Raw genomic sequence first — 22,863 nt, forward strand, 5'->3', positions numbered from 1 at the left:
CATTTATATTATAGCCTTCTACAGTAATTTTATATGTGCCTTTATCGTTACTAGTATAGGTTGTATAAGTGTTTGAAGCGCGATTTCTGTCGGCAACTAAAACGAACTAGTAATCCTAAAATTATGAGATAATGATATGTGAGTTTTAGGCTCTTCATGGTTAAAATTTAAATTTATAAGTAATTGTTGGAACAGGAATAGAAAATATGATGTTTTAAAAACTTGAATTTTACCATCATTATTTTGGAAAAATACAGAATTTGGATTATTACGACCTAATATATTGTAAACTGAGGCTTAATAGACAAAAATGATTATCAAATCGAATAGTTAAAATTTAAAACTAAAAAAATAGAAAGTAAATAACTTAAAGCAATTTAATTAACCAATTCTTAAGTTCATAAAAGTTTTGTGGTGCAACACCATGCCCTACAGGAAATTCTGAATAGTGGTGCTTAATGTTTAACTTGGAAAGAAATTCTGGCGTTTTTCTAGCCCAATCTACAGGAATAACTTGGTCTACAGAGCCATGAGAGCAATAAAAGTTTAAATGTTTGTAGTTGTTCTCTGGTTGCGTTTTAAATAAATCTTCGTTAATATAACCACTTAAAGCAATTACATTATTAATTTTTTCTGGATAGGAGAGTGCTACTGCATAACTCAAAATAGTGCCTTGACTAAACCCTAAAAGCGAAACATTGTCTTTATTTACAGAGTAATTAGCAAGAGCTTCATCTATAAATGTGGCTATTAAATCGCGAGATTTAATAGCTTCCTCATTATCACTCCATTTACCTTTTTCTGCATCAAAATTAATGGCATACCAAGCATTTCCATAAGGTTGCATACCATAAGGCGCTCTAACCGAAATAATAAATAATTCTTCAGGCAATTCACTAGCAAAAGAAAACAAATCGTTTTCATCACTACCGTAACCATGAAGCAAAATAAGAAGGGGAGCATTCTCTATTAAAGACGATTCGCGAACAACGTGATACAAAGATAAATCTGCCATTAGTTACCTAAGTCTTTAAACCATTGTTGAAATTTTTCACCAACAACAGGAATTAATTTTGTTTCACCTTTTACTGCAAAAATTATAGCATATAACCAACTTGCAAATGTAACAAGCCATAGAATGCTACCAAACATACTATTAACGTATTTTTCAACAACATTAGATAAAATTAGCATAATTATTAAGCCTATCATTTGTCGAATGTGAAAATTTGTAAAAGAATTTTTTCTCTCAAAATTCATAAAAACAGCTACAAAAGTGCCTATAAACGTTATGTAACTTATTATGGCAAGTGTTTTCCCTTCTTCGATGGTGTTTTTATTCATTTCTATAAAACAGTTTTATTGTTTGCAATTACACCATAAACTTTGCCTTTTAACTCTTTATTTAAAAACAGACTGTTTTTAGATTTTGAGTGTATGTTTTTTGTTGTAAAAGTATACTTTGTATCTGGATTAAAAAGCGCTAAATCGGCCTTGTTTCCTATAGCTATAATAGTATGTTCAACATTAAATCTGGCTTTTCCCTTAGTTAATAATTGTATCGTTTTTTTTGTTGAAAATAGGGTTTGTAAAGCTCCAAAAGCGCTTTCAAGCCCTATGGTTCCATAATAGGCAAAATCGAATTCTACTTTTTTATCTTCTATAGTTACAGGATTATGGTCGCTTGTAACCATATCTATTGTACCATCTTTTACGCCTTCAATTAAAGCATCGATATCGCTTTGTATTCTTAGAGGCGGAAGCACTTTAAAATGGGTGTCAAAATCTTCTAATTCGCTATCTGTAAGGCACAAGTTGTGTATTGCAACACTACAGGTAACGTTTAATTTTTTCTTTTTAGCGCTTCTTATTAAATCTACAGATTCTGCTGTAGAGAGTGTTGGGATATGTAATTTTCCACCAGTATATTCTAATAAATACAAATCTCTAGCGACTTGTAGTGCTTCAGCTAGACTAGGATTTCCTTTTAATCCTAAGCTTGTACTTGTTATATTCTCGTTCATTACGCCTTGACCAGAAATTCTATTTTCTTGAGGAAAAGAGCACACTAAACCATCGAAATTGCTAGCGTACTGCAAAGCAATTTTTAAAAGATTAGGGTTTGTAATCGGTTTTTTATAATCTGAAAACGCAACTGCACCAGCTGTTTTCATATCGTACAGTTCTGCTAAATCAACACTCGCGCTATTTTTAGTTAGTGCTCCAATTGGTAATAAGGTAACAGCATTGTTTTGAGCTTTCATATTTATAAAAGCGATGGCAGAGTTTGTATCGATAATTGGATAAGTGTTGGTTTGCATGGCAACGCTTGTAAACCCCGATTTTGCAGCAGTTTTTAATCCGTTTTCTATAGTTTCTCGATCTTCAAAACCTGGTTCTCCAAAACAGACACTACTATCGAACCAACCTTGCGAGATATGCAAATTCTCAAGGTTTATTTCTTTGTAATTGTTAGTGTTTTTAATGTTTTGAGCGATTTTAGAAATCTTACCTTTTTCAATTAAAAGGTCTTGGGTAGTGTTATGAAAATCACTCTTAGAATCAAGTATTGTTGCAGATTTTATAAGTACGTTCATTTAAAATATTTTAAGATGAGCATTTCAAAAACTAAAAGTATTAACGCTAAAATAACAAACCATTTCCATAGGGCGTTTACTTTATTGTCCTTTTTTATGGTGTTAAAGACCTCAGAAATAGAATTGCTAACCGTTACATTATCAAGATTTGAAAAATTTTGATATACCAAGCTGCTTTCATTTCTATTATAATTATAGCTGACATTTTCTATAATTTCGGACTTATTTTTGATATTATAAATTCCGGCTTTTTCTGGAGTTTCAGAAGTTGTAATAGCTACTTTATTATTAAAATATTGTTGTTGTGGAATAACATTGGCGTTATCATTAACCAATGTTAAGACAGCATCTTGTTGTAAATCTGTAACCACATCGTAAGTGTTTTCTTTACCTATAGTATAATACAAGTTAGACAATTGTAAGCTGCGTTTCGAGATGTTATAAAAGGTTGGCACAATAAGATTAATATCTTGAAAACTCGAGTTTTTTCTGTTTAAAGCTGAAGTAAATACAAAGGCATTATTGTTTTCTGATAAAAATGGTTTGCCGTCTTCAAATTGAAGCACAGCAGAAGCATTTGCTAAGTTTTGAGGATAGTAAGATTTTATCTTGGGATATTGAAAATTAGAGATCTGTTTCTCGAATACACCATCACTATACAATGGATGCGAATAATTAATAGTTGTTAAGCGTTTTTCAGTTTTAGAAAGCGCAGAAAAAGGATTGAAGTTATAGTTTAGAAGTATGTTGTTATAGTCTTGGATATCAATATTTTCTGATGGAATAACAATTAAAACACCACCATTAGTTGTAAAGGACTTTAGAGCTGTTGTTAGCGAGCTAGGAATCTGGTTTAATTCGTTTAATATAATAAGATTTTGACTCGTAATATCACTGTAATTTAACTGATTGAAAGCTGTTGATTTATAACTAAATTCGTTGGCAGTGTAGATGCTTTTTAAGAAAGCATCGCTAGTTTCATTAATAGCCAAAACGTTTATTTGTGAGTTGTTATTTATGTTAAAATATAACGTATTATCAAACTGAAGATTAACATCATCGATAGACACTTTTCCATCAATACTTTCGTTTGCTGGTAAGGTAAATACAGCTGTTGCTTTATCTGTTATTTTAACCGAGGATTTAGTCAATAAATTACCATTATTATATAAAGACACTGGAAGGTTATTAAGATTGCTTCCGTTATTTTTAAGATTAACAGTTAATTCTATATTGCTTGATGTTCTTTTAGAAATGTATAAACTGTCTATACTAACGTTATTCTTATTTACAGGTTTTAATTGTACCAAATTAAGAGTCGTGTTCTTGTCATTTCCAGCTTTAAAATTGGTGTCCTTTTGCTGAAAATCACTTATAAAAACTACATTTTTAATCGTGTTACTGTTTTTAGAAAAGTACTTTTTACTTTTTAGTAAAGCAGCTTCATATGGTAATTGATTTGTAGAATAGTTAAGTTGTAACAAATCGTTGGTAATGGCTTTTATAGTCGTATTTCTAAAGCTATTATCATTTGTAATAAGTGAGATGGTTTCATCGTCAGGAATAGTACTAATAATGTCGCTTACAGCGCGTTTAAGCAATTCGCCTTTAGCACCTTTTACTTGCATACTAAAAGAGTTATCGAGATAAATAACAGTTTCAGATTTAGTATTAAACGTTTTAGTTTTTGAAGTAAATGGCTGCGCAAATGCAATAACAATTGCTGCAAGAATACCCATTCTGGTTAATAAAGTAAGCCACTTTTTTATTTGAGCACTTTTTCGTGTTTGTAGCGACACTTTCTTTAGAAAGGCGACATTAGTAAACGCTTCCTTTTGGAATTTACGTAACTGAAATAAGTGAACAATAATTGGGATTAGCAGTAAGAATAACGCGTAAAGAAGTTCTGGGTGTTTAAACTGCATTGCTAATTTTGATTAGGCAAATATAAAAATAATACTCAAGTATGAGAAGCTTTAACAGAAGAAAAAATAATCAAGCATCGATTCTTTATTTAATTTAGAAAAGTAGCTTCTAATAAGGACTTGTTCGTCTTTATTTGCAACACTTACAATAGTCTGTGAGTGTTCTATAGTCTCCAAATCGTTAAATGGTTTCATTTCTACGTCATAAATATGTTTTCCTATTTTTTTAGGATTATCGCAAATCCATTGAAATGGAATATTTAAAGCAATGAGCTTTTTAGCTATTGTTTTTCCTTTTTTTCCTGCTCCCCAAATAACTAAAGGTCTGGAGTTGTTGTATTCTATTTTTAGGAAATAGTGTAGTTTAATGTCTAAAAAACTGTTTTCGGCATAATTAGCATCCGTTCTAGACGCTCTTGTACCATAATCTCTCCATAAATGAAGGATTTTATCACTAGGGATTACTTTGTAATTAGCTTCATAAAACCTAAAGGTTAAATCGTAGTCCTCTGGGTAGCGTGTTGGATTAAAGGCATCAATGGTTAACAAATCTTCTCGATTAATCATCCAACAAGGTGATGGAATAACACACTCTTTATATATTTCAGAATAATTAATTCCATTTGTAGTTAAACTGTTTAACCATTGCTCGTATTTTCTGTAGCCATCGCTTATGCCTTCCGCAGAAAAATAACTAACCAAGCCGGTTGCTATGTGGTTTTTTCCGTGTAGTTGTAAATTATTAAGTAGTGTTTCAAGTTTAATGTTTGGCATAATATCATCACTATCCATTCTAGTAATGTAATCACCTTTGGATTTTGAAAATGCTAATTTTAGGGCATCAATAATTCCGGAGCCTTCATTTTTATAAAGAGTAATTCGTTTATCCTTTTTAGCATAATTTTCTACTAATTTATAACTGCTATCCGTTGAGTTATCGTCTATAATTAGTAATTCCCAATTAGAATAGGTTTGATTAATTATAGAATCTAAGCATTCACTAAGAAATACCTGTGTGTTTTTAAAAGGAATTAATATGCTAATTAATGGATTTTGCATGGTTGCAATATAATAATCTGTAACCTTGAATTTAATAGATATTAACAAAACTTTACAATTTGTATATGTAACGGATTGTACATTTGTTCGTCTTAGTATTTTAGACCATTAACATAAAACAAAAACAATGAAAAAACACCTATTAAGTGTTGTATTTACTGGAGTTCTTCTAGTAGGATGTAACGCTACAAAAACTGCAGGCGGAAAATCTACTAACGATTTAGCCTCGTTAAATCCTATTGAAACAACTTTAGATTTAACAAAAGTTATCGACGATAAAGCGCCAGTTACAATAAACCCTGGACGTTTTACTGTAGAAACGGTAACGTATAGATTGCCAAGAGTAGTACAAGGAACGTATTCTGTTAGTGACTTTGGAAAGTATATTGACGATTTTAAAGCCATTGATTATAAAGGAACAGAATTACCAGTAGTAAAAACAGATACTAATACTTGGACTATTAGTAATGCTACTAATTTAGATATGGTAACGTATAATGTTAACGATACTTTCGATATGGAAGCTCAAGGTGGTGGAATAGGGTTAGAGGTGCCATTTTCGCCTGCTGGAACTAACATAGAAACAACTAACTACGTTTTAAATTTACACGGTTTTATTGGGTATTTTGATTCTTTAAAAACGGCACAATATAAATTAGACGTTACTGCTCCAAAAACAATGTTGAAAACATCTGCATTACAAGAGACTGGAACAAAAATGAATGCTGATGGCATGTCTATGACTTCAAGCTATTTTGCTCCAAGATATTTTGATATTACAGATAATCCAATGTTTTACGGTGCATTAGATGTTGAAGAATTTAAAGTTGGAGATATTAAAATTGTATTAAGTGTGTATTCGCCTAACAAAGTACATTCTGCTGAAAAAATTAAAGCAGTAATGGAAAAAATGATGTTAGCACAAAAAGCATATTTAGGAGACGTTAATACAACGCCTCGTTATGATATTTATTTATATTTATCTGAAGGAAAAGCAGAGTCTCCAAAAGGTTTTGGAGCTTTAGAGCACCATACATCTACTGTAGTTGTCCTACCAGAATCTATGCCAGACGCCGCTTTAGCAGAAAGTATGATCGATGTGGTTTCTCACGAGTTTTTTCATATTGTAACTCCATTAAGTGTGCATTCTGAAGATGTACATTACTTCGATTACAACCAACCAACATTCTCTAAACATTTATGGATGTACGAAGGTGTAACCGAATATTTTGCAACGTTATTTCAAGTAGATCAAGGTTTAGTTAGTGAAGATGAGTTTTTTACTAAAATAATGGGTAAAATTAAATCTGCATCTGCAATGGATGATGCGATGAGTTTTACTGAAATGAGTGAAAATATTCTTGACGAACCTTATGCTCCGCAATACGTAAACGTATATTCTAAAGGCGCTTTAATAGGAATGTGTATTGATATTATATTACGTGAGGAAAGTAATGGAACTAGAGGCATTTTATCTCTAATGAAAGAACTATCTCTTAAATACGGTAAAAACAAACCTTTTGAAGATGATAATTTAATTGCTGAAATTACTGCAATGACGTATCCTTCTGTTGGAGCATTTTTAAACACACATGTTGTTGGTGGAACACCAATTAACTACAACGACTTTTTTGCTAAAGCAGGTTTAGCATTAACTGAAGGAAAAGTAAAAACTAATTACATCCAGAATGATGGTGTATTAATCTTTGCTCCAGATATGACTACAATGACATTACCTTTCTCTGAAGCTGTAAAGAGCAATAGTTTCTGGGCAGAAAATGGTGTATTACCGGGAGATGTTATTAAAACAATTGATGGTAAAGAGTTAACAATGGCTAATGCTCAAGAGATGTTAACTGCTGCTTACATGTGGAAACCTGGTAGAGATGTAGATGTTGTAATTGATAGAAAAGGTAAAGAAGTTATTGTTAAAACAACATTAACACAATCTTACACTACGGGTTCAAGTTTAGCTGTAGATCCTAATGCAACACCAAAGCAGAACACTTTGCGTAAAGCTTGGTTAAAAGGATAATTATTATATTAAAAATAATAAAGACCTATTAGTTAATTTCTAATAGGTCTTTTTTTTGTATTAATGTTTTGGACTAGAATCCTTCAAAAACGCCTAAACCAAACAACGCGAAATCATATTTTACAGGATCAGATTTATCCAGTTTTCGTAGAGAAGCATCCAATTCTGCTAGCGCTTTACCATCGTTTTGTTTTCGATTTAAAAGGCCTAGTTTTCTTGCGACGTTTCCAGAATGCACATCTAACGGACAAGATAATTGAGTAGGAGAGAGGCTTTTCCAAATTCCAAAATCGACTCCAGTATTATCGTCTCTAACCATCCATCTCAAAAACATATTAATACGTTTTGCGGCTGATTTTTTAAGGGGATCACTAACATGTTTTTCGGTACGTTGTAGATGTTCGATTTCAAAAAAGGTTTGTTTAAAATGATGAATGGCGTTTTGTAAGGATTGATTTTCTGCATGCTTAGCAAAGACAGATTCTAATCCATTATGGTTTTTGTAAATATGCTGAAGACTTTTAATAAAAGTGATAAAGTCTAAGCCATTAAAGGTTCTATGAGCAAAAGGTTCTAATTTCGCTAAATCTGTTTCTTGGTGATTCATCACAAAATCGTGAGGAGAATGCTCTAGTAGAGTCATCATTTTATTTGCATTATTAATAATGCTTTTTCTATTTCCCCATGCAATAGTTGCACTTAAAAATCCGGCAATTTCAATATCTTCTTTTTTACTAAATTGATGTGGAATTTGTATAGGATCGCTTGTGATAAAATCGGGTCTGTTGTATTGCTCTACTTTGGCGTCCAGAAATTCTTTGAGTTCTTTTTTATTCATTTTTCACATGTTTATAACAAAATGGGCTCTAATTTTTACCAAATATAAACCCTAAATAGAAACTTAAGTATTTTATATCCTTTTACTGTCACTAAGCCTTCACAATAAAAATTAAGAGTTAAGTCTAAAATGAAAAATCCCCATCGCTAGATGAGGATTTGTATAATTTAGTTAGAATAGTTTTATTCTATGCGATTAAATACAATAGCATCCTTTGAATAATCAGTTGGTCGTGTTCCACCTCCAAAAGCCATTGCCATCTGCAATTCGTCACTAGATTTCATTTCCAGAATCCCTTTTATTCTTCCCATTTCTGTGTTAGATTCATTATCTATAATTATAAAACCAATACTCGCAGGTGATGTTTTGTCATCGATAGTATATTTCATCGCGGCTTTTTTTCCTTGGTGATCGTATGATTTTCCTCCCATGGATTGTCCATTGAACTCGAATGTTGAATACCCTTCACTTGACAAGGTTAGAAAACCAATATCACCCTTATCTTTTCCTTTCCATTTTCCTACATATTCGCTATCTGAAACAGTAAAAGAACATAAAAGCAATAGTGTAACGAGAACAAACGATAATCTCTTTAGAATTTTAATAATCAGTGTTTTAAGTTTAGAAAGTATGAATATAAATCAATAACTTAAAAAATACTAATTTATTTTTTAACATGTCCCTTCAACAAGTATTACAATACTATTTTTTTACTAAAAAAAAGTAGATGAATATTTTATTGATTGTAAAAAAAGAATATTAAAACATAATGGTAAAGACTTCCATATAAATAAAGGGCATTAAAATTATAGATGTAGTAGTAGCTTACTCCATCTTCCCATCAACCATAACCAACTTTCTGTCAGCCAAATTAGCTAATTCTTCGTTATGTGTTACAATTACAAATGTTTGTCCAAATTCATCACGAAGTTTAAAGAATAGATTGTGAAGATTTTCGGCACTTTCGCTGTCAAGGTTTCCAGATGGTTCATCGGCAAAAATAATACTAGGATTATTAATGAGAGCTCTCGCTACTGCAATTCGTTGCTGTTCTCCACCGGAAAGCTCGTTTGGTTTGTGGTTGTATCTGTGAGATAAACCTAAGAAATCCAATAATTCTTTAGCGCGTTTTATAGCATCGGCTTTAGGTGTTTTTTTTATAAAAGCAGGAATGCAAACGTTTTCTACGGCTGTAAACTCTGGTAACAATTGATGAAACTGAAAAATAAATCCAATATGTTCGTTTCTAAATTTCGCCAATTGCTTTTCAGAAAGAGCACTAATATTTTCGTTATTAATGACTAGAGAAGAACCATCGGTTTTAGAAATACGATCTAAAGTACCTAAAATTTGAAGTAATGTTGTTTTTCCTGCTCCTGAAGCGCCAACAATAGAAACAACTTCGCCTTTTTTAATGTGAACGTTAACGCCTTTTAAAACGTGCAAGTCGTCGTAATACTTATGGATATTTTTAGCTTTAATCATATAAAAAAATAAGAGAATGAAAAATACTACTTTACAAACTAATTTACAACTTAAAACGGTTTAAGATTTACCTTTAAATATGTTTTTTAAATTTGAATAATCTATAAAGTAAACCATTCTAAGTGAAAAAGTATTTCCATTTGGCTGATCTAATAATTCATTTAAACTACTGCCAAAATCTTGAGCTCCATCATCATTAAAATTAAAAATACGATTACGATATTGTGCAGTTAAAAAACTTCCAGGAGCAAATTGCCAAGAGTACGTTAGGTTAAGATTCCAAGTACTAAAATTAACATCTGGATCGCTAATGTCTTCTTTTGTGTAATCATTGTCTCTATGTAATCTTCCATTTTCACCGAGCTCATAAATGTTATCCTCATATTGTACTGAACTCCAATAGTTTCTAAAACTTAAGGTTAAACTATTCATTGCGTTAAAGTTATAGCTTCCAGAAATACTGTTTTCTATAGTTAATTGATCGCGTTGACCATAAATAATATCATCTCCAATAAAATCTATCCAACCGCGTTCGCGAAGTTCTTGATCCCATTCAAAAGAATATATTACAATAAAGTTTTCATTGAATTTTATTCTTGGTTCTACACCAAAAAACACACTTTGATACGTTCTGCCTTCTTCAAAAAGTGTTTCATAGCCTACATTAACATCTATTGCATACTTTTTATTATAATTTGTAGATATAAATGCACCTGTATTTAACCAATCTTCAGTAATAAAATAGCGACCATCAACGCGAGGACCAAAATAATTAAATTGTTTTCCTGGTTGTACATTAAAATTACCTCCATAAGCCATTAAGCTCTTTTTTCCTATGGCAAAAACGCGCCCACCAAAATTGAACCCTGTAAAAGTTCCTGGTCTATATAAGCTATTATAGTTCGCCCAAGAGTTAATTCTGAAATTGTTTAAATTTTCCGTTGGTTCAAAAATTTGATAAGAAAAATCGGCACTAAAATTACTATAGTTGTTTCTAAAAAGAAGTCCCATATCATTAATATCGTATTCTTTATCTGCCAATTCATGAGTTAAACTCCATCTATATTGTCCACTATTTTTACCAAAACCTAAACTTGAACTTATTCCAGTTTGTGTTCCATCTACAAGGTTAATATTGCTCATCTTTACTTCGGCAATAGCCCCATAAGTATTTTTCTTATTTTTTAAATCGAATAATAATCCAGTAACATTGGCATCTCTATAACCAGAACCATTTCTGTCTCCATTTATATCATTAAAACCGGAACCATTACGCGTAACATTTGTATTTATTAAGGTTACGGACGAGTTTTTATTAAATTGTTGATCTACAACTAAAATGTTGTAATTGGTTAAAGGTTCGACTGTTTCGCTACGCTTGTCACCAGTAACAGCATCAATAATATCTACATCTGTTTTTTCAGTAATAGCATTAAAAAATCCGATGCCTAAACCATTTTTTGTTCTACCTGAGACTTTTACTGCATTCAGCAAGGCTGTTTTCTGCGGAAAATCTCCGTCTATAATTTCGTCTGTTCCAAGAATAGGGTTACCAATTGGATTACTACCAATACGTCTAGAAAAGAATAAATTACCTTTTCTAAATAAATCGACACCTTCTGTAAAAAACTGTCTTTGCTCGGAAAAAGCTTGTTCGAATGGTCCTAAATTAAGCTGCACATCGTCAAAACCGACTTGGCTAAAATCTGGAATAAGTGTTGCATCAAGTGTAAAATTCTCTGTAATTCCGTATTTTATATCTAATCCTACATTAAAATCGTCGAATTTATCACCATCGAAACGATCTCCTACATACGAGGCAAAAGGATAAAAACTTAATCGCGTAGGAGGTTCAAGATTTAAAAGTCCTTTTAACTCCCCATTAAAAAAACCAATACCAGCACCACTAGTAACATCTACAGGGTTCCATGTAGTCTGTTCTCTTGTTGTTCTATAGTGCCTGTGAAATTGAATGCCCCAAGTTGGGTTTTCTTGTTGCGTAAAACGTAACGCTCTGTAAGGAATCTTTATTTCTACAATCCAACCATCAGCAACGGTTTTTGTTGCACTTTCCCAGACGGCATTCCATCCAAAATCTTCTCCGTTTCCTGGACTCTCGGAAGCATCCGCTTGAGTTCCAGAACTAAATACAAAAAATTCGGTATTATTTTGTGCATCGTTATTTGGGTTAAAAACCGCAGCAAAAAAATCTGACTGACCAAAATCATCTCGTTGCGTAAACTGTTTCATCATATCTTCTGGGTTATCATAGAGGTAGGCAGAAATATAAATACCAGTATCATCGTAAGTCATTTTAACTTCAGTACGCTTATTTTCTGGCATTGTTTTACCTACTGTAGGTTGGAACTCAACAAAATCTGTAGCAATTTGTGCGGTTTTCCATGCTTCGTCGTCTAAAACACCATCAATTTTTGGTGCATTATCGGTTCTCGTAATAGAATATGTTTTTTTGTCTTGTGCAGTGACTTGAAAAGTAAGTAATGCAGCTAATACGACAACTGAAAAAAGTTTCATTCGATTTATGGTAGTTAATGATTGATAAGTTAAAGACTAGCAAAGTTTTAGTTTGTTACAACCTTCATTGCAAAACTACTTTTACAAAGGTTTTTTTGTCTTAATAAAAAGTTAAATAAATAGCCTTAAGTAAGGTCTTACTTAATAATTGGACTTTATTTAAGTAAATTTATCTAATGGAGAATAAAAACTTAAAAATAGCAACTTTCGCAAATGGTTGTTTTTGGTGTACTGAAGCCGTTTTTAATAGAGTATTGGGTGTACAAAAAGTAATTTCTGGCTTTACCGGTGGAAACATAAAAAATCCTGCTTATCGCGAAATTACTACAGGTAGAACTGGTCATGCAGAAGGTATTCAGATTTTTTATAATGAAACACAGATTAGTTATATTGAATTGCTTGAGATATTCTTTGCAACTCATGATCCGACCACTTTAAATAGGCAAAATCATGATGTTGGCACTCAGTATCGTTCTGCGGTTTTTTATCATTCTGAAGTACAGAAACATCAAGCTGAAGCCTTTATCAAGCATTTAGATTCTGAGAATATTTTTGAGAATAAAATTGTAACCGAAGTTACTGCTTTCGATGTTTTTTATAATGCTGAAGCAGACCATCATGAATATTACGAGCGCAATTCTGAGAACTCGTATTGCCAATTCGTTATTCATCCAAAATTAAAAAAACTGAGTACCTATTATAGCACTAAACTAAAAACTAACAATTCAACGAAAACACAATAAGATGCCATATAAAAAATTTGAAGAGTATAACATGCAAGTTACAGACGATGTAAAAAGGCGCTATAAAAGTATTATTGAAGATTTAGGTTAAGATACGCAACGTGATGGTTTACTTAAAACTCCAGAACGTGCAGTAAAGACTATGTAGTTTTTAACACAAGGTTACGAGCAAGATGAAGCTCAAATATTAAAAAGTGCTATGTTCAAGGAAGAATATAACGATATGGTAATAGTAAAAAATATCGAGTTGTATTCACTCTGTGAGCATCACATATTACCGTTTTTTGGAAAAGCGCATATTGCTTACATACCAAATGGACACATTGTTGGATTAAGTAAACTACCAAGAATAGTAGATGTTTTTGCAAGACGTTTACAAGTACAAGAGCGTTTAACACATCAAATATTAGATTGCATAAACGATACTCTTAAGCCAGAAGGTGTAGCTGTTGTAATTGAAGCGTCACACATGTTTATGATGCTGCGTGGCGTGTAAAAACAGAACTCTATAACAACCACATCTAGTTTTAGAGGTGATTTTAAAAATAAAGAAACGCGTGCTGAGTTTTTAAAATTGATAAGTTCTAATTTGAGTTAGAGTGATGTTTAACGTTGCGTGAAATTCTATGAGCTTGGTTGTTTTGTAACAAATCTCATAAAATCATGACTTGTATTGTAATATAGACATTCTGTTTTATCTAATATAGTAGTGTTTTAATACTCTAATAAAAAATGGAACACTATTTGCTTTATTAACGGTATTAATATAAACTAAACAATGAATTTAGAAAACACAAACAAATACAAAATATTAGCAGCTAGTATCCTTTTTGATGCAATAGGTCTTGCTAGCTTTATTATTCCTGGAATAGGAGAGATTACAGATGTAATTTGGGCTCCAGCATCAGCTTATTTAATGACTAAGCTTTATAAAGGTACTGCAGGAAAATTAGGTGCAGCTGTTTCTTTTATTGAAGAAGTAATGCCAGGATTAGATGTGATACCAACATTTACATTAATGTGGTTATACACCTACGTATTTAAAACAAAAACTATTATTGATATAAGTTAATTACTCATCGTGATTTATATATTGAAAAAGCACTCGTAAGAGTGCTTTTTTTGTTCTTTTAAAAGATATAATTCCTTTCAAGTAATTCTACAAATTTTTCAATTTCACTTGCTGAAGGATTATCGCTTCTATTTTTTACAGAATAAAATTAAATACTTTCAACAAATTTTGAAAATACTTTTTTATGAAGTTCCAGATCCATATTTGGAGAAAGTGACGCACGTACAATATAATCTTTGTCTCCTTCTTTAGTTGTGCCTTGAGTAGATGTTGCAGGTATGGTCCAATAACATCCTTTTAACTGCCCATAACTTACACAGAACTTACTTTCATTAGGGATTTCGGTAATCATTAAATTAATTAACTTCAAATTTAAACCTCTTTTGTAAGTTTCCTTTTCTTCATCAGTATCACCTTTAGTAGGAAGGTCTAATGAAAAAACAGATGGTGTAAATCCTTTTTCTGCCAATTCTTCAGAAACAAAATTGATTTTCGCTTCTGGTAAAGTTTCCTTAATAAAGTTTACAAATTCACGTGTGTTTTTATATGCATCAACAATTCTTTGTTTCATTGAAGGCAATTGTTTGGTTAATATTTCATATTGAAAATCTGTAGCCTCATTATCACAAAGTGTGAGATGCATTTCTATTTTCTCCATCAATGCTATCGTTTTTTTATTTCCTACACAATAGCCAGCAGTACATTGACCACCACTTGGAAATTTCGATCCACTAGCAAACGAAATGGTTCTAACTGTTGATAGTATTTCATCATCTCCTAAAAAGTGTACATTAGGACAAAACGTTTGATCTAAAATAAAAACAGGATCAATAGCTATTTCACCAGTTTCAGTTTTACGTGTTGCACTTAAAGCTTCTTTTAATTTTTGAAGGTCTGGAACTTCAACTCTTGGGTTTGTTGGGATTTCGGCAATTATATAAGGAACAGCATCTTGTTTAGCAATTTTATTTAAAACGGTATCAATACTTTGCACCATATCACTATTACCATCCACAGGTAAATCTACCACTTCAACATTATCAATGCAAGCTGCAACGCGTCTTGCTTGGTCGTTTGTTCCACCATAACAATTTGGAGGTACAATAATTTTGATAGCCTTTCCTTTGTGTTTTTCTAGTGCATCATGAATTAGACCCATTAGAATAGCATATTGAATAGAGAGTCCGCTAGAAGACACTAGTGCTTTTGTAGTTGTACTAGTAATCTCGTTAATAGCACTTAAGACTAATGCTTTGTTTGTTTCTACGTTACTATTCTTATTCTCTAAAGAAGAGTGCTCTAAAAGTGATTTTAAGGCCACAAGAGCATTGGCTGGCGTCATTGCTATAGTTTCTCTTCTTCTTACATGCTGAATATCTGAAATGTAATTATTATTATTATTATTATTATGTTCACCATTTACTAATAAAACACTTCCAAGGTGAGACTGAATATTGATAAAAAAGTCAATATTTGGATTAGAGCTAATAGTGCCGATTTTATCTTCTTGTGAAATGAAAATGGTACTGCCATTATATGCAGAAATGGCTTCCATAGTCTCAACTTTATTCAAATCAAAGGCATAGCCATAAACACTTTTTACTATTTCAGCATCAAAACACTCTGGTAATTCACCTATATATGCAATTTGTGTGTTTTTATTATCTAATAAATTTTTTCTTAAAATGGCCAAAATAGGAACCGTCTTTGAAGAGAAACTGATTACGTTTTCTGGTTTTAGATCATGCAATTTAGCAACTACCCATTCTAGTAGGCAAGATAATGGATGACCTAATCTTATATAGTCGTATGCAGTAGGTAATTTACTAAGTGCAGACGCTTTATAATTATTGTTATTAAATAAGGTTTCAAACTGCTCTAAAAATTGAGTTTTAGCTAACTGTTCATCATAAATATCTAGTCGATGGGTTGTTGTACTCAACCAGCCAACTGGCATGTTTTCTAATACAGCTTTAATATAATTTTTCATTTTATTCTCTTCCATAACTTACACCTTTAAATAGGTTGGCAAGATACATAACTGTTTAGAATTATGTCGCTTTTATTTAGGGGAGTACAAATTAAATACTTTAGTTTTTTAGAAAATTAAGGACTTGTTTTAAGTCCTTAATGACAATGTTAGAAAGGGAATGTAAACTGTAATAGAATTTTAGTAAATAGTCTTACACTAGTCCTGAAATCCATATGTGATGGCATATTTTTTTAATCTATTATTCCATCAAATGTTTTATAGACAAATTCGGTTGACAGAGAATCCTTAATAATATCAAATTGTAAATTTGTGAATTCTGCTCCTCTGCGTCCAACTCCTTTTTTTTCTCGCACATTTTCTAATTTATTCCAATCATTATATATGGTTAAATTAAGAACAGCACATAAGCCATCACCTTGAACATTGAAGTATAAGGATTCTTTTCCATTTTGGTCATCATATTTTTTAAGCCAATAAGTTAATTTTGATTGGTCAATTGTATTAAGTTGTTTGACTAACTCGTCTTTGTATATTTTTGAATCTGGCATATTATTTTCAAATATGGAATTTTCATTATTACATTCTGGTCTATCGCAAGAAACAAATCCAAATAGTAAAAAGATTAAAATAAAATTAATTAATAGTGTTTTCATATGTTCGTTTTTTATGTGTTTGGGTGTCTCGTGTTATTGGTTTGTATTATTCTAAAATATAGTACGATAACGTTTTTTTATATTGTTTATTACTATCTAATATAACCGAAAAGTAATAGGCGATAGTTTAGTTGTTTTTATATCAGATTATAGTATTTTATTGATGAAAATATATTAGCACTTGATTACTTTTATTATCATGATTTAACTAAAATTCCAAATTATTGTTTTAAATTATAAATAAATTCTGTACTCCATGTTTTTTGTTTAAAAAATTCTGACTATTATTTTGAGTTATGACAATTGAATTTTTATAGCAGAACTTTAAAGTAGGGCAGGAGCCAACATTTTTAAATGTAGGTGTTGGCTAATATTATTTATTCCTTCTTATTTTTCTCTTCAGATAATTCATTGTTTATCAGTTTTTTTTAAGCTAAACGTTCGCTTTTTTAGAAAAACCGTTTGCCAATTTTTCTTAAATGCTTATGCCATTCAGAATCGGTTGTTAATTGACCTTTTCGTTTATCTCCCATTTATCAAAATATTATTATTTCGTTTCTTTTAGTTTTTCAACTAATGGTATTTTAATGTTATAATTAATGATACAAAGCATAATACACTTTTGAGCGACTCAAGACTTAGATTGAAACATCTATTTAAACAAAAAAATGATTTTGGGATAAAGCTTTTACAACTAGATTATTCAATATTTTAAACTAGAACTTCACTAACCTGAATGACAGGTTCAATGTTTGTAAAATTAGGTAAATCTCCCATTATTTTTTCAGCATTTGGTCCAAAGGCATTTTGGAATTCTTCTACAGAGTCAAAATACATATTACCCATTCCGGCAAATGGAGCTATGGATCCGGGAGCACCACCACCAATTCCTTTTTCAACAGTTGCACCCTTAAGTGATACTCCTAATAGAGAACCAACCAGTGGTAAATGTTTATTACAATAATAGTCCATGTCAAATGTTTTACCTGCCGAGTTAGGATAAACGACACTTACCTTAATCATTCCTTTTTTCATTATAATTTATTTTAGATTATTGTTACTATTAAAATGGTATTTATTCTTTTTTTCCACTTTAGGAAATGGTCTGAAAGTATATGATTTTTGAACTATTTTCCAACGCTCTTGATATTTCATTAATAGAAAATAATCTGTAAAAATCCTCCAATTCCGTATTACAATTTCTGCTTTCGCAATTGCCGCATCATTTTAGTAATCAATAGAAATAATACCTCCTATTCGGTTTGATTTTTGTCCCTCTTTGACATTTGCAATGTATTTCTTTCCAGAGCGAATTCTTAGGCTGTCATTTATAATCGTGTATAAATTGAAATCTGGGTGAAAGGCTCTTTTAAGCTTTTCGGGTTCGCCATTCGCCGTTCCATCTATATAATCCATTAATGTTTCTGTAATCTGTGTGATTTCAGATTGGCTATTTTACAATTGGGCTTTAGCGTTTATCGTTCCAGCGAAAACGAAGACTATAAACAAGATTTTAGTGAGTTTCATTTTATATGATATTTTTCAAAGATTAGACTCTATCGTTTGTTTCTGTTTTTTTATCTTGTTAAGATATTGAAAATATCTGAGAAAAATAAAAGATAAGGCAAACGACAATTGCCAAAATGTTGAGGCATTGAAATTCATTTGGAACGCGGCGCGGCGTGAACTACAGTTTAGATTGGTGTTTAAAAACTAAACATAGTGAATAAACAATTGACAAAAGAAACTGTAATGCTTTTTGTATATGTGTTGTAATCTGCTATTAGTTGGACCTGTTTATGGTCACCCTATTATTCTAAAATAACTTCAATTGCTTTTTCTAAAAACTCGTCTTTACCAGATTTTACACCTTCTACTGTTTTATTCACATATATATCTGGTAATATTCCAACGGCATGATGCTGAGAACCGTCGTGTTTTACTACTTTCATTCCTGTCCAACTCATTCTGTAATTCGCTAATAAGGCAAACGGATTTACATTTCCGTTTGCACCAGCGGTAGGTTGACCAATAATAGTTGCTAAATTATAATGTTCTATAAAGCTCATATAACTTTCAGCATAACTTATAGATCTACCATCAATAATAAAGACCACTTTCTTATCACCTAAAAACGGTTCTTTAGCAGTTATTTCCCAGCCTGTATCAACATACCCAAGCATATTCTCTTGATCTGGGTATATTATTTTAGGTGTTCTCAACCATGCTTTTGAGGTATCATTTTCTTTGAGTAGATGCGAAATAAAATCATGATTACCATTTGGATAACCTCTCATATCGCAAATAATACCTTTGGCTGCTTTTAGTTCTGGTAAAAGTGAGGTAATGGTATCCATTTCTATTGTATCTAGATTAAGATAGTAGATGCCATTCTCTAAAAGTTTATACTTATTTTTTTGTATCTCAATTTCAGTTACGCTATAGTTATATGTTTTATCGCGTTTTAATGCTATAGTTTCATTATTTACTTGTATCAGTAATTCTGAATCTTTACCACCAAATAAACTTGAGCTTTGTGCTGAATGGTTTAGCCAACCTTTTGTCCCTGCCGAAATTCTAGAATTAACCTCTTTAAAATACTCCTTGGACGCCATATTATCTATTTTAGTAACAACATCTCCGACGTTTAGATTTATGCTGTCGTTAGACACCTGCGTAATGATTAGTTTATCTTCAATCCACTCCCAATGTATTGGTGGTACAAATTTACCAAAACTGCCACCAGAGACCCAAATATGTCCATCTTTCAAGCTTGCTGTAAATTTTTCTAAAGTAATGAGATGGTCATTTTCATTTTTATCGATAAAACTTTGGTTTAAAGCGGTTTCAAGTTCCTGTTCCCAATTAGTATTGACTTCTTCGAAATAAGGATAAAAGTGTTGAAAAACATTGTAAGCGATAATAATATTGCCTAGCCGTGTAGCCAATTCTGTAGGACTATCACTAAGGATATTCAATGCATCCTGCGTTGCCTTTAAATTATCACTTACAGGATAAGTGTTTTCATTATTACCAAATAGGTTTAATGGGATTTGACAAATAATACCATCACCAATTTCTTTTTCAATTAATTCTCCAAATTCCGGAGCTTCTTCAAAAATAGATTCACCTATTACTTTTTTTATTTTACCTTCATAAGATAATACGGCGCAACTTTCACCTTTTTTGTTTTCTGTTTTTGAAACGCTAAATGAATAACCTTTGCCTCTTCCTACCCAATCAGAATTTTCATTTTTATTTCCAATTTCGTCAGCTTCGAAATCACTATTGTTTAAAGGTATTTCAATCCATTTATCGCCCTCTTCATAGTAAAGGTGAATAGCGTCTAAATATAATGTGCCTTTACCCATAAACATACTTCCAAATGTCATTGAACTCGCCAAGTCATCGACTTCTCCTATAATTTCGTATTCTTGCCATTCATTACTTTTTATTGGTCTTGATCCCATATTATCAAAGAAACCCGTAGTCTTATCTGATTTATCAACCCTCAACCATAAATATCCACTTCCTTTTGAAGCTTCTTTAATTCTTACCCAACCCGTATATTTTATTCTTTTTCCTAGATATTTTTCAAGATTTAAAGACCTTGAAAGATTGCTATAGCGACTAGATTCGTCAACCTCTGAATACCTATTTACTCTCACACTACGATAAGGACTATTTTGGTTACTCATATCTAATGAAACACCTCTATGTTGCCAGTATGTTGATTGATAATCCTCCGTGTTTTCCGGAGTTATTGCTGCAAAATCATAGTTTCCCTTTGTTTCAGTAAATACAACGCTGGGTGCAATAGGTTTGAATAAACTGTTAAGTGTACTTATAACCTCGGATTTACTGTTGCATTTAATAATTTCTCCTGCACCATGAGCTGCAAAATAATTCCAATCAATTTTTGAGGCTTCATCACTGGGATGAAAATATTTTACATAGCCAAAAGCTTTTGCAAAGGTTTTTAAATTGTCGGTTTTGTCTTGCTCTTTTTTACATGAAGTAATAACAATTAAAATTATACTTAAAATAGAAATTAATTTTTTCATAGTATTAATGTATTGTTTAGTTTAATAGGCCTTTGTATTTTACTTATTTTTTAATCAGAGGAAATGTCTTAATTAATTTACCGACCATTTTTTGTTTCTACATTTAGAATGTGAAAATTTTAAATAAAATTGTAAAAAATTGAGTGCGAATATTTTATTTTTGACGCCTTTTGTACGACGTCTTTATTTATGTTTCAACATAAACTATTCTCCCTTCAACTAAAACCGAAAATAAAAAAAACCTTTAATTTATTACTTGATACTATGTTAAGTTAGGGAGTAATAATTGAAGACTGTTTACTAATGGTTTATTTAGATAACACAGCCTGTTTTTTTAAATTTTCCATCACAAAAAAACAATAAATAAACTGTATTTAAAAAGAGTAGTTGCTTAATTTTATAAAATTAAGTATCTAAAATGCGCAACAAACAATACTGATACTCTTAAATTGTTTTATTGTTTATCCATTTTATCTAGCTCTCTAATTATTTTAGAAGGGAGCACTCCTGTTCTTTTTTTTAAAGCAGAATTGAAAGATTCTTTACTTTTAAAACCAATTTCATTGGCTATGGATTGTATGGAGTATTTTCTAAATATTTTGTCTTTTTTTAACCTGTCAAGAACAAAATCTATCCTTAAATCATTAATGTAATTTGTGAAGTTTTTCTTGTAATATGAATTAATAATTTTGGACAAATAGGTTGTGTTTGTTTTGATTTTCTTTGCAACATTTGAGGCCGTACAATCTGTTCTTAAATAATATTTTTTATGCTCTAATTCCTTTAATTTATCTACTATTCTTTTTATTTCAAAATCCTTAATATCTAAAGACACAACTTTTGGTTTGATATTAGTTTTCTCTTTTATTGAAACTTTTTCTAGTAGTAATTTTAATTCTATACCATCCTTTTTTTGCTTTTTTCTATAGATTATAAAAAAGACAATAAATATAATAGAGAATAATAATGTAGTGACTATTAAAATAGTCTTTTGTTTTTGTTTTTGTTTTTTAAGGTTTTTTACTTCCGCATTATAGTTATCTACTTCAATTTTATTAAACTTTGAATTTACTGAATTATTAAAATTAGTCTTACCGCTTAAGGAAGCTAAATATTTTTCAAAATAATAATCAGCTTTTTCTAAATTGTTAGTCTTTAAATAAGATTTGTATAGCATCTTATGTGTTTTGTTTAGATAAAAACCTTCTTCCTTATTTCTATTTAATGCTGAAGTATCTAATCGCTTAAAGTTATCTATTGCCTCATTATACTGTTCTTTTTCAAAGGCTATTAAACCAGAATAGTAGGATTTTAAAATATTCTTATTAGGTCTGTTATAATAACTAGGTATTATTTTTAAAGCATTTTTATAACTTTTTTCAGCTTCCTTTATATTTTTCTCTTGTAAATTTATTTCTAAATCTTGTAAATAGTAAGTGGTTTTATAAAATAAATTATTACCAGTATGTATTGTGTCTAAGATACTTTTAGCGTAGTTATTATAGATTTTAGCCGAATCCATTCTGTTTAATCCTAAATACATTTCGCTAAGTTTTAAGCTTACTGTTTCTAAGTTAATTCCCCAAGATTTATTTTCTTTATAATCCTTTGTTTCACTGATGATCTTAAGTTCTTTAAGGATCTCTTTTAAAGGATTTAGGGCTTGCTTAAATTGATCTGTTCTACCATAATAATCTGCAATCTGAAGTTTAAACTTGCAAACCCACATATTACTTTCAAAGTTCTCGGCGATCTCTAAAGCTTCATAATTATTTTGTATTATTTGTAAATCGTTATACCCGTTTTTTTTTGTAATACCAATATTTCTAATAACATAGGCTTTCATTAACTCATCATCTAATTT

17 protein-coding genes and 2 pseudogenes are annotated in these 22,863 nt (G+C 31.0%); 4 read left to right on the forward strand and 15 right to left on the reverse strand.

Annotated elements, in window-relative coordinates:
- Positions 1 to 367: 367 nt before the first annotated feature.
- From RH82_RS03835 to RH82_RS03855, 5 genes are read right to left on the reverse strand one after another with little or no spacing between them, the layout of a single operon-like run.
- On the reverse strand, positions 368 to 1,015 hold the full coding sequence (locus tag RH82_RS03835) for an alpha/beta hydrolase (protein ID WP_034058234.1): 648 nt from the start codon (positions 1,013 to 1,015) through the stop codon (positions 368 to 370).
- On the reverse strand, positions 1,015 to 1,344 hold the full coding sequence (locus tag RH82_RS03840) for a hypothetical protein (protein ID WP_034058237.1): 330 nt from the start codon (positions 1,342 to 1,344) through the stop codon (positions 1,015 to 1,017). Before RH82_RS03840 ends, RH82_RS03835 begins: the two co-directional genes overlap by 1 nt.
- 2 nt (positions 1,345 to 1,346) lie before the next feature.
- A complete protein-coding gene (locus RH82_RS03845) occupies positions 1,347 to 2,597 on the reverse strand; it encodes a dihydroorotase (protein WP_034058239.1) in 1,251 nt (416 codons plus the stop codon).
- Positions 2,594 to 4,522, reverse strand: coding sequence for a vWA domain-containing protein (locus RH82_RS03850; RefSeq protein WP_034058242.1), 1,929 nt, complete (start codon positions 4,520 to 4,522; stop codon positions 2,594 to 2,596). The genes RH82_RS03845 and RH82_RS03850 overlap by 4 nt, the downstream gene beginning before the upstream one ends.
- A 51-nt stretch (positions 4,523 to 4,573) precedes the next feature.
- Positions 4,574 to 5,581: a glycosyltransferase family 2 protein gene (locus RH82_RS03855; RefSeq protein ID WP_034058244.1), complete on the reverse strand. Its 1,008-nt coding sequence runs from the start codon at positions 5,579 to 5,581 to the stop codon at positions 4,574 to 4,576.
- Between the two features lie 127 nt (positions 5,582 to 5,708).
- On the opposite strand from RH82_RS03855, the gene RH82_RS03860 reads away from it, so the two are divergent.
- Complete coding sequence (locus RH82_RS03860; protein WP_034058246.1) at positions 5,709 to 7,616, forward strand: M61 family metallopeptidase; 1,908 nt, start codon at positions 5,709 to 5,711, stop codon at positions 7,614 to 7,616.
- A 73-nt stretch (positions 7,617 to 7,689) separates the two neighbouring features.
- Here RH82_RS03860 and RH82_RS03865 read toward each other — a convergent pair whose 3' ends face one another.
- The 4 genes from RH82_RS03865 to RH82_RS03880 all read right to left on the reverse strand — a co-directional run bounded on the left by RH82_RS03865 (position 7,690) and on the right by RH82_RS03880 (position 12,474).
- Positions 7,690 to 8,454, reverse strand: coding sequence for a TIGR02757 family protein (locus RH82_RS03865; RefSeq protein WP_034058248.1), 765 nt, complete (start codon positions 8,452 to 8,454; stop codon positions 7,690 to 7,692).
- Between the two features lie 182 nt (positions 8,455 to 8,636).
- Positions 8,637 to 9,017, reverse strand: a complete 381-nt coding sequence (locus RH82_RS03870) for a hypothetical protein (protein ID WP_241148001.1) — start codon at positions 9,015 to 9,017, stop codon at positions 8,637 to 8,639.
- Positions 9,018 to 9,279: 262 nt separating this feature from the next.
- Positions 9,280 to 9,939: an ABC transporter ATP-binding protein gene (locus tag RH82_RS03875; protein WP_034058253.1), complete on the reverse strand. Its 660-nt coding sequence runs from the start codon at positions 9,937 to 9,939 to the stop codon at positions 9,280 to 9,282.
- A gap of 60 nt (positions 9,940 to 9,999) precedes the next feature.
- Entirely contained in the window at positions 10,000 to 12,474 is a 2,475-nt protein-coding gene (locus tag RH82_RS03880; protein WP_034058256.1) for a DUF5916 domain-containing protein, read from the reverse strand.
- A gap of 176 nt (positions 12,475 to 12,650) precedes the next feature.
- Here RH82_RS03880 and msrA point away from each other — a divergent pair, with 176 nt between their 5' ends.
- The 3 genes and pseudogenes from msrA to RH82_RS03895 all read left to right on the forward strand — a co-directional run bounded on the left by msrA (position 12,651) and on the right by RH82_RS03895 (position 14,289).
- On the forward strand, positions 12,651 to 13,217 hold the full coding sequence (msrA, locus tag RH82_RS03885; protein WP_034058259.1) for a peptide-methionine (S)-S-oxide reductase MsrA: 567 nt from the start codon (positions 12,651 to 12,653) through the stop codon (positions 13,215 to 13,217).
- Position 13,218: 1 nt separating this feature from the next.
- A pseudogene (folE, locus tag RH82_RS03890) lies at positions 13,219 to 13,815 on the forward strand (GTP cyclohydrolase I FolE).
- A gap of 180 nt (positions 13,816 to 13,995) precedes the next feature.
- Complete coding sequence (locus RH82_RS03895; protein WP_034058262.1) at positions 13,996 to 14,289, forward strand: hypothetical protein; 294 nt, start codon at positions 13,996 to 13,998, stop codon at positions 14,287 to 14,289.
- 148 nt (positions 14,290 to 14,437) lie between these two features.
- Here RH82_RS03895 and RH82_RS03900 read toward each other — a convergent pair whose 3' ends face one another.
- The 6 genes and pseudogenes from RH82_RS03900 to RH82_RS03925 all read right to left on the reverse strand — a co-directional run bounded on the left by RH82_RS03900 (position 14,438) and on the right by RH82_RS03925 (position 22,845).
- Positions 14,438 to 16,294 (reverse strand): PLP-dependent aminotransferase family protein, encoded by a 1,857-nt coding sequence (locus RH82_RS03900; RefSeq protein WP_034058265.1) that lies wholly within the window; start codon positions 16,292 to 16,294, stop codon positions 14,438 to 14,440.
- Positions 16,295 to 16,512: 218 nt separating this feature from the next.
- Positions 16,513 to 16,935, reverse strand: coding sequence for a hypothetical protein (locus tag RH82_RS03905; protein ID WP_034058268.1), 423 nt, complete (start codon positions 16,933 to 16,935; stop codon positions 16,513 to 16,515).
- Positions 16,936 to 17,646: 711 nt separating this feature from the next.
- Positions 17,647 to 17,970, reverse strand: coding sequence for an EthD family reductase (locus RH82_RS03910; protein ID WP_241148002.1), 324 nt, complete (start codon positions 17,968 to 17,970; stop codon positions 17,647 to 17,649).
- A 6-nt stretch (positions 17,971 to 17,976) separates the two neighbouring features.
- Positions 17,977 to 18,375: pseudogene (locus tag RH82_RS03915) on the reverse strand (nuclear transport factor 2 family protein).
- Positions 18,376 to 18,746: 371 nt separating this feature from the next.
- Positions 18,747 to 20,999, reverse strand: a complete 2,253-nt coding sequence (locus tag RH82_RS03920; protein ID WP_034058269.1) for a S41 family peptidase — start codon at positions 20,997 to 20,999, stop codon at positions 18,747 to 18,749.
- A 454-nt stretch (positions 21,000 to 21,453) separates the two neighbouring features.
- On the reverse strand, positions 21,454 to 22,845 hold the full coding sequence (locus RH82_RS03925; protein ID WP_034058270.1) for a helix-turn-helix domain-containing protein: 1,392 nt from the start codon (positions 22,843 to 22,845) through the stop codon (positions 21,454 to 21,456).
- Positions 22,846 to 22,863: the final 18 nt, after the last annotated feature.

It is taken from the genome of Lacinutrix jangbogonensis (assembly GCF_000797445.1).
GTDB lineage: Bacteria > Bacteroidota > Bacteroidia > Flavobacteriales > Flavobacteriaceae > Lacinutrix > Lacinutrix jangbogonensis.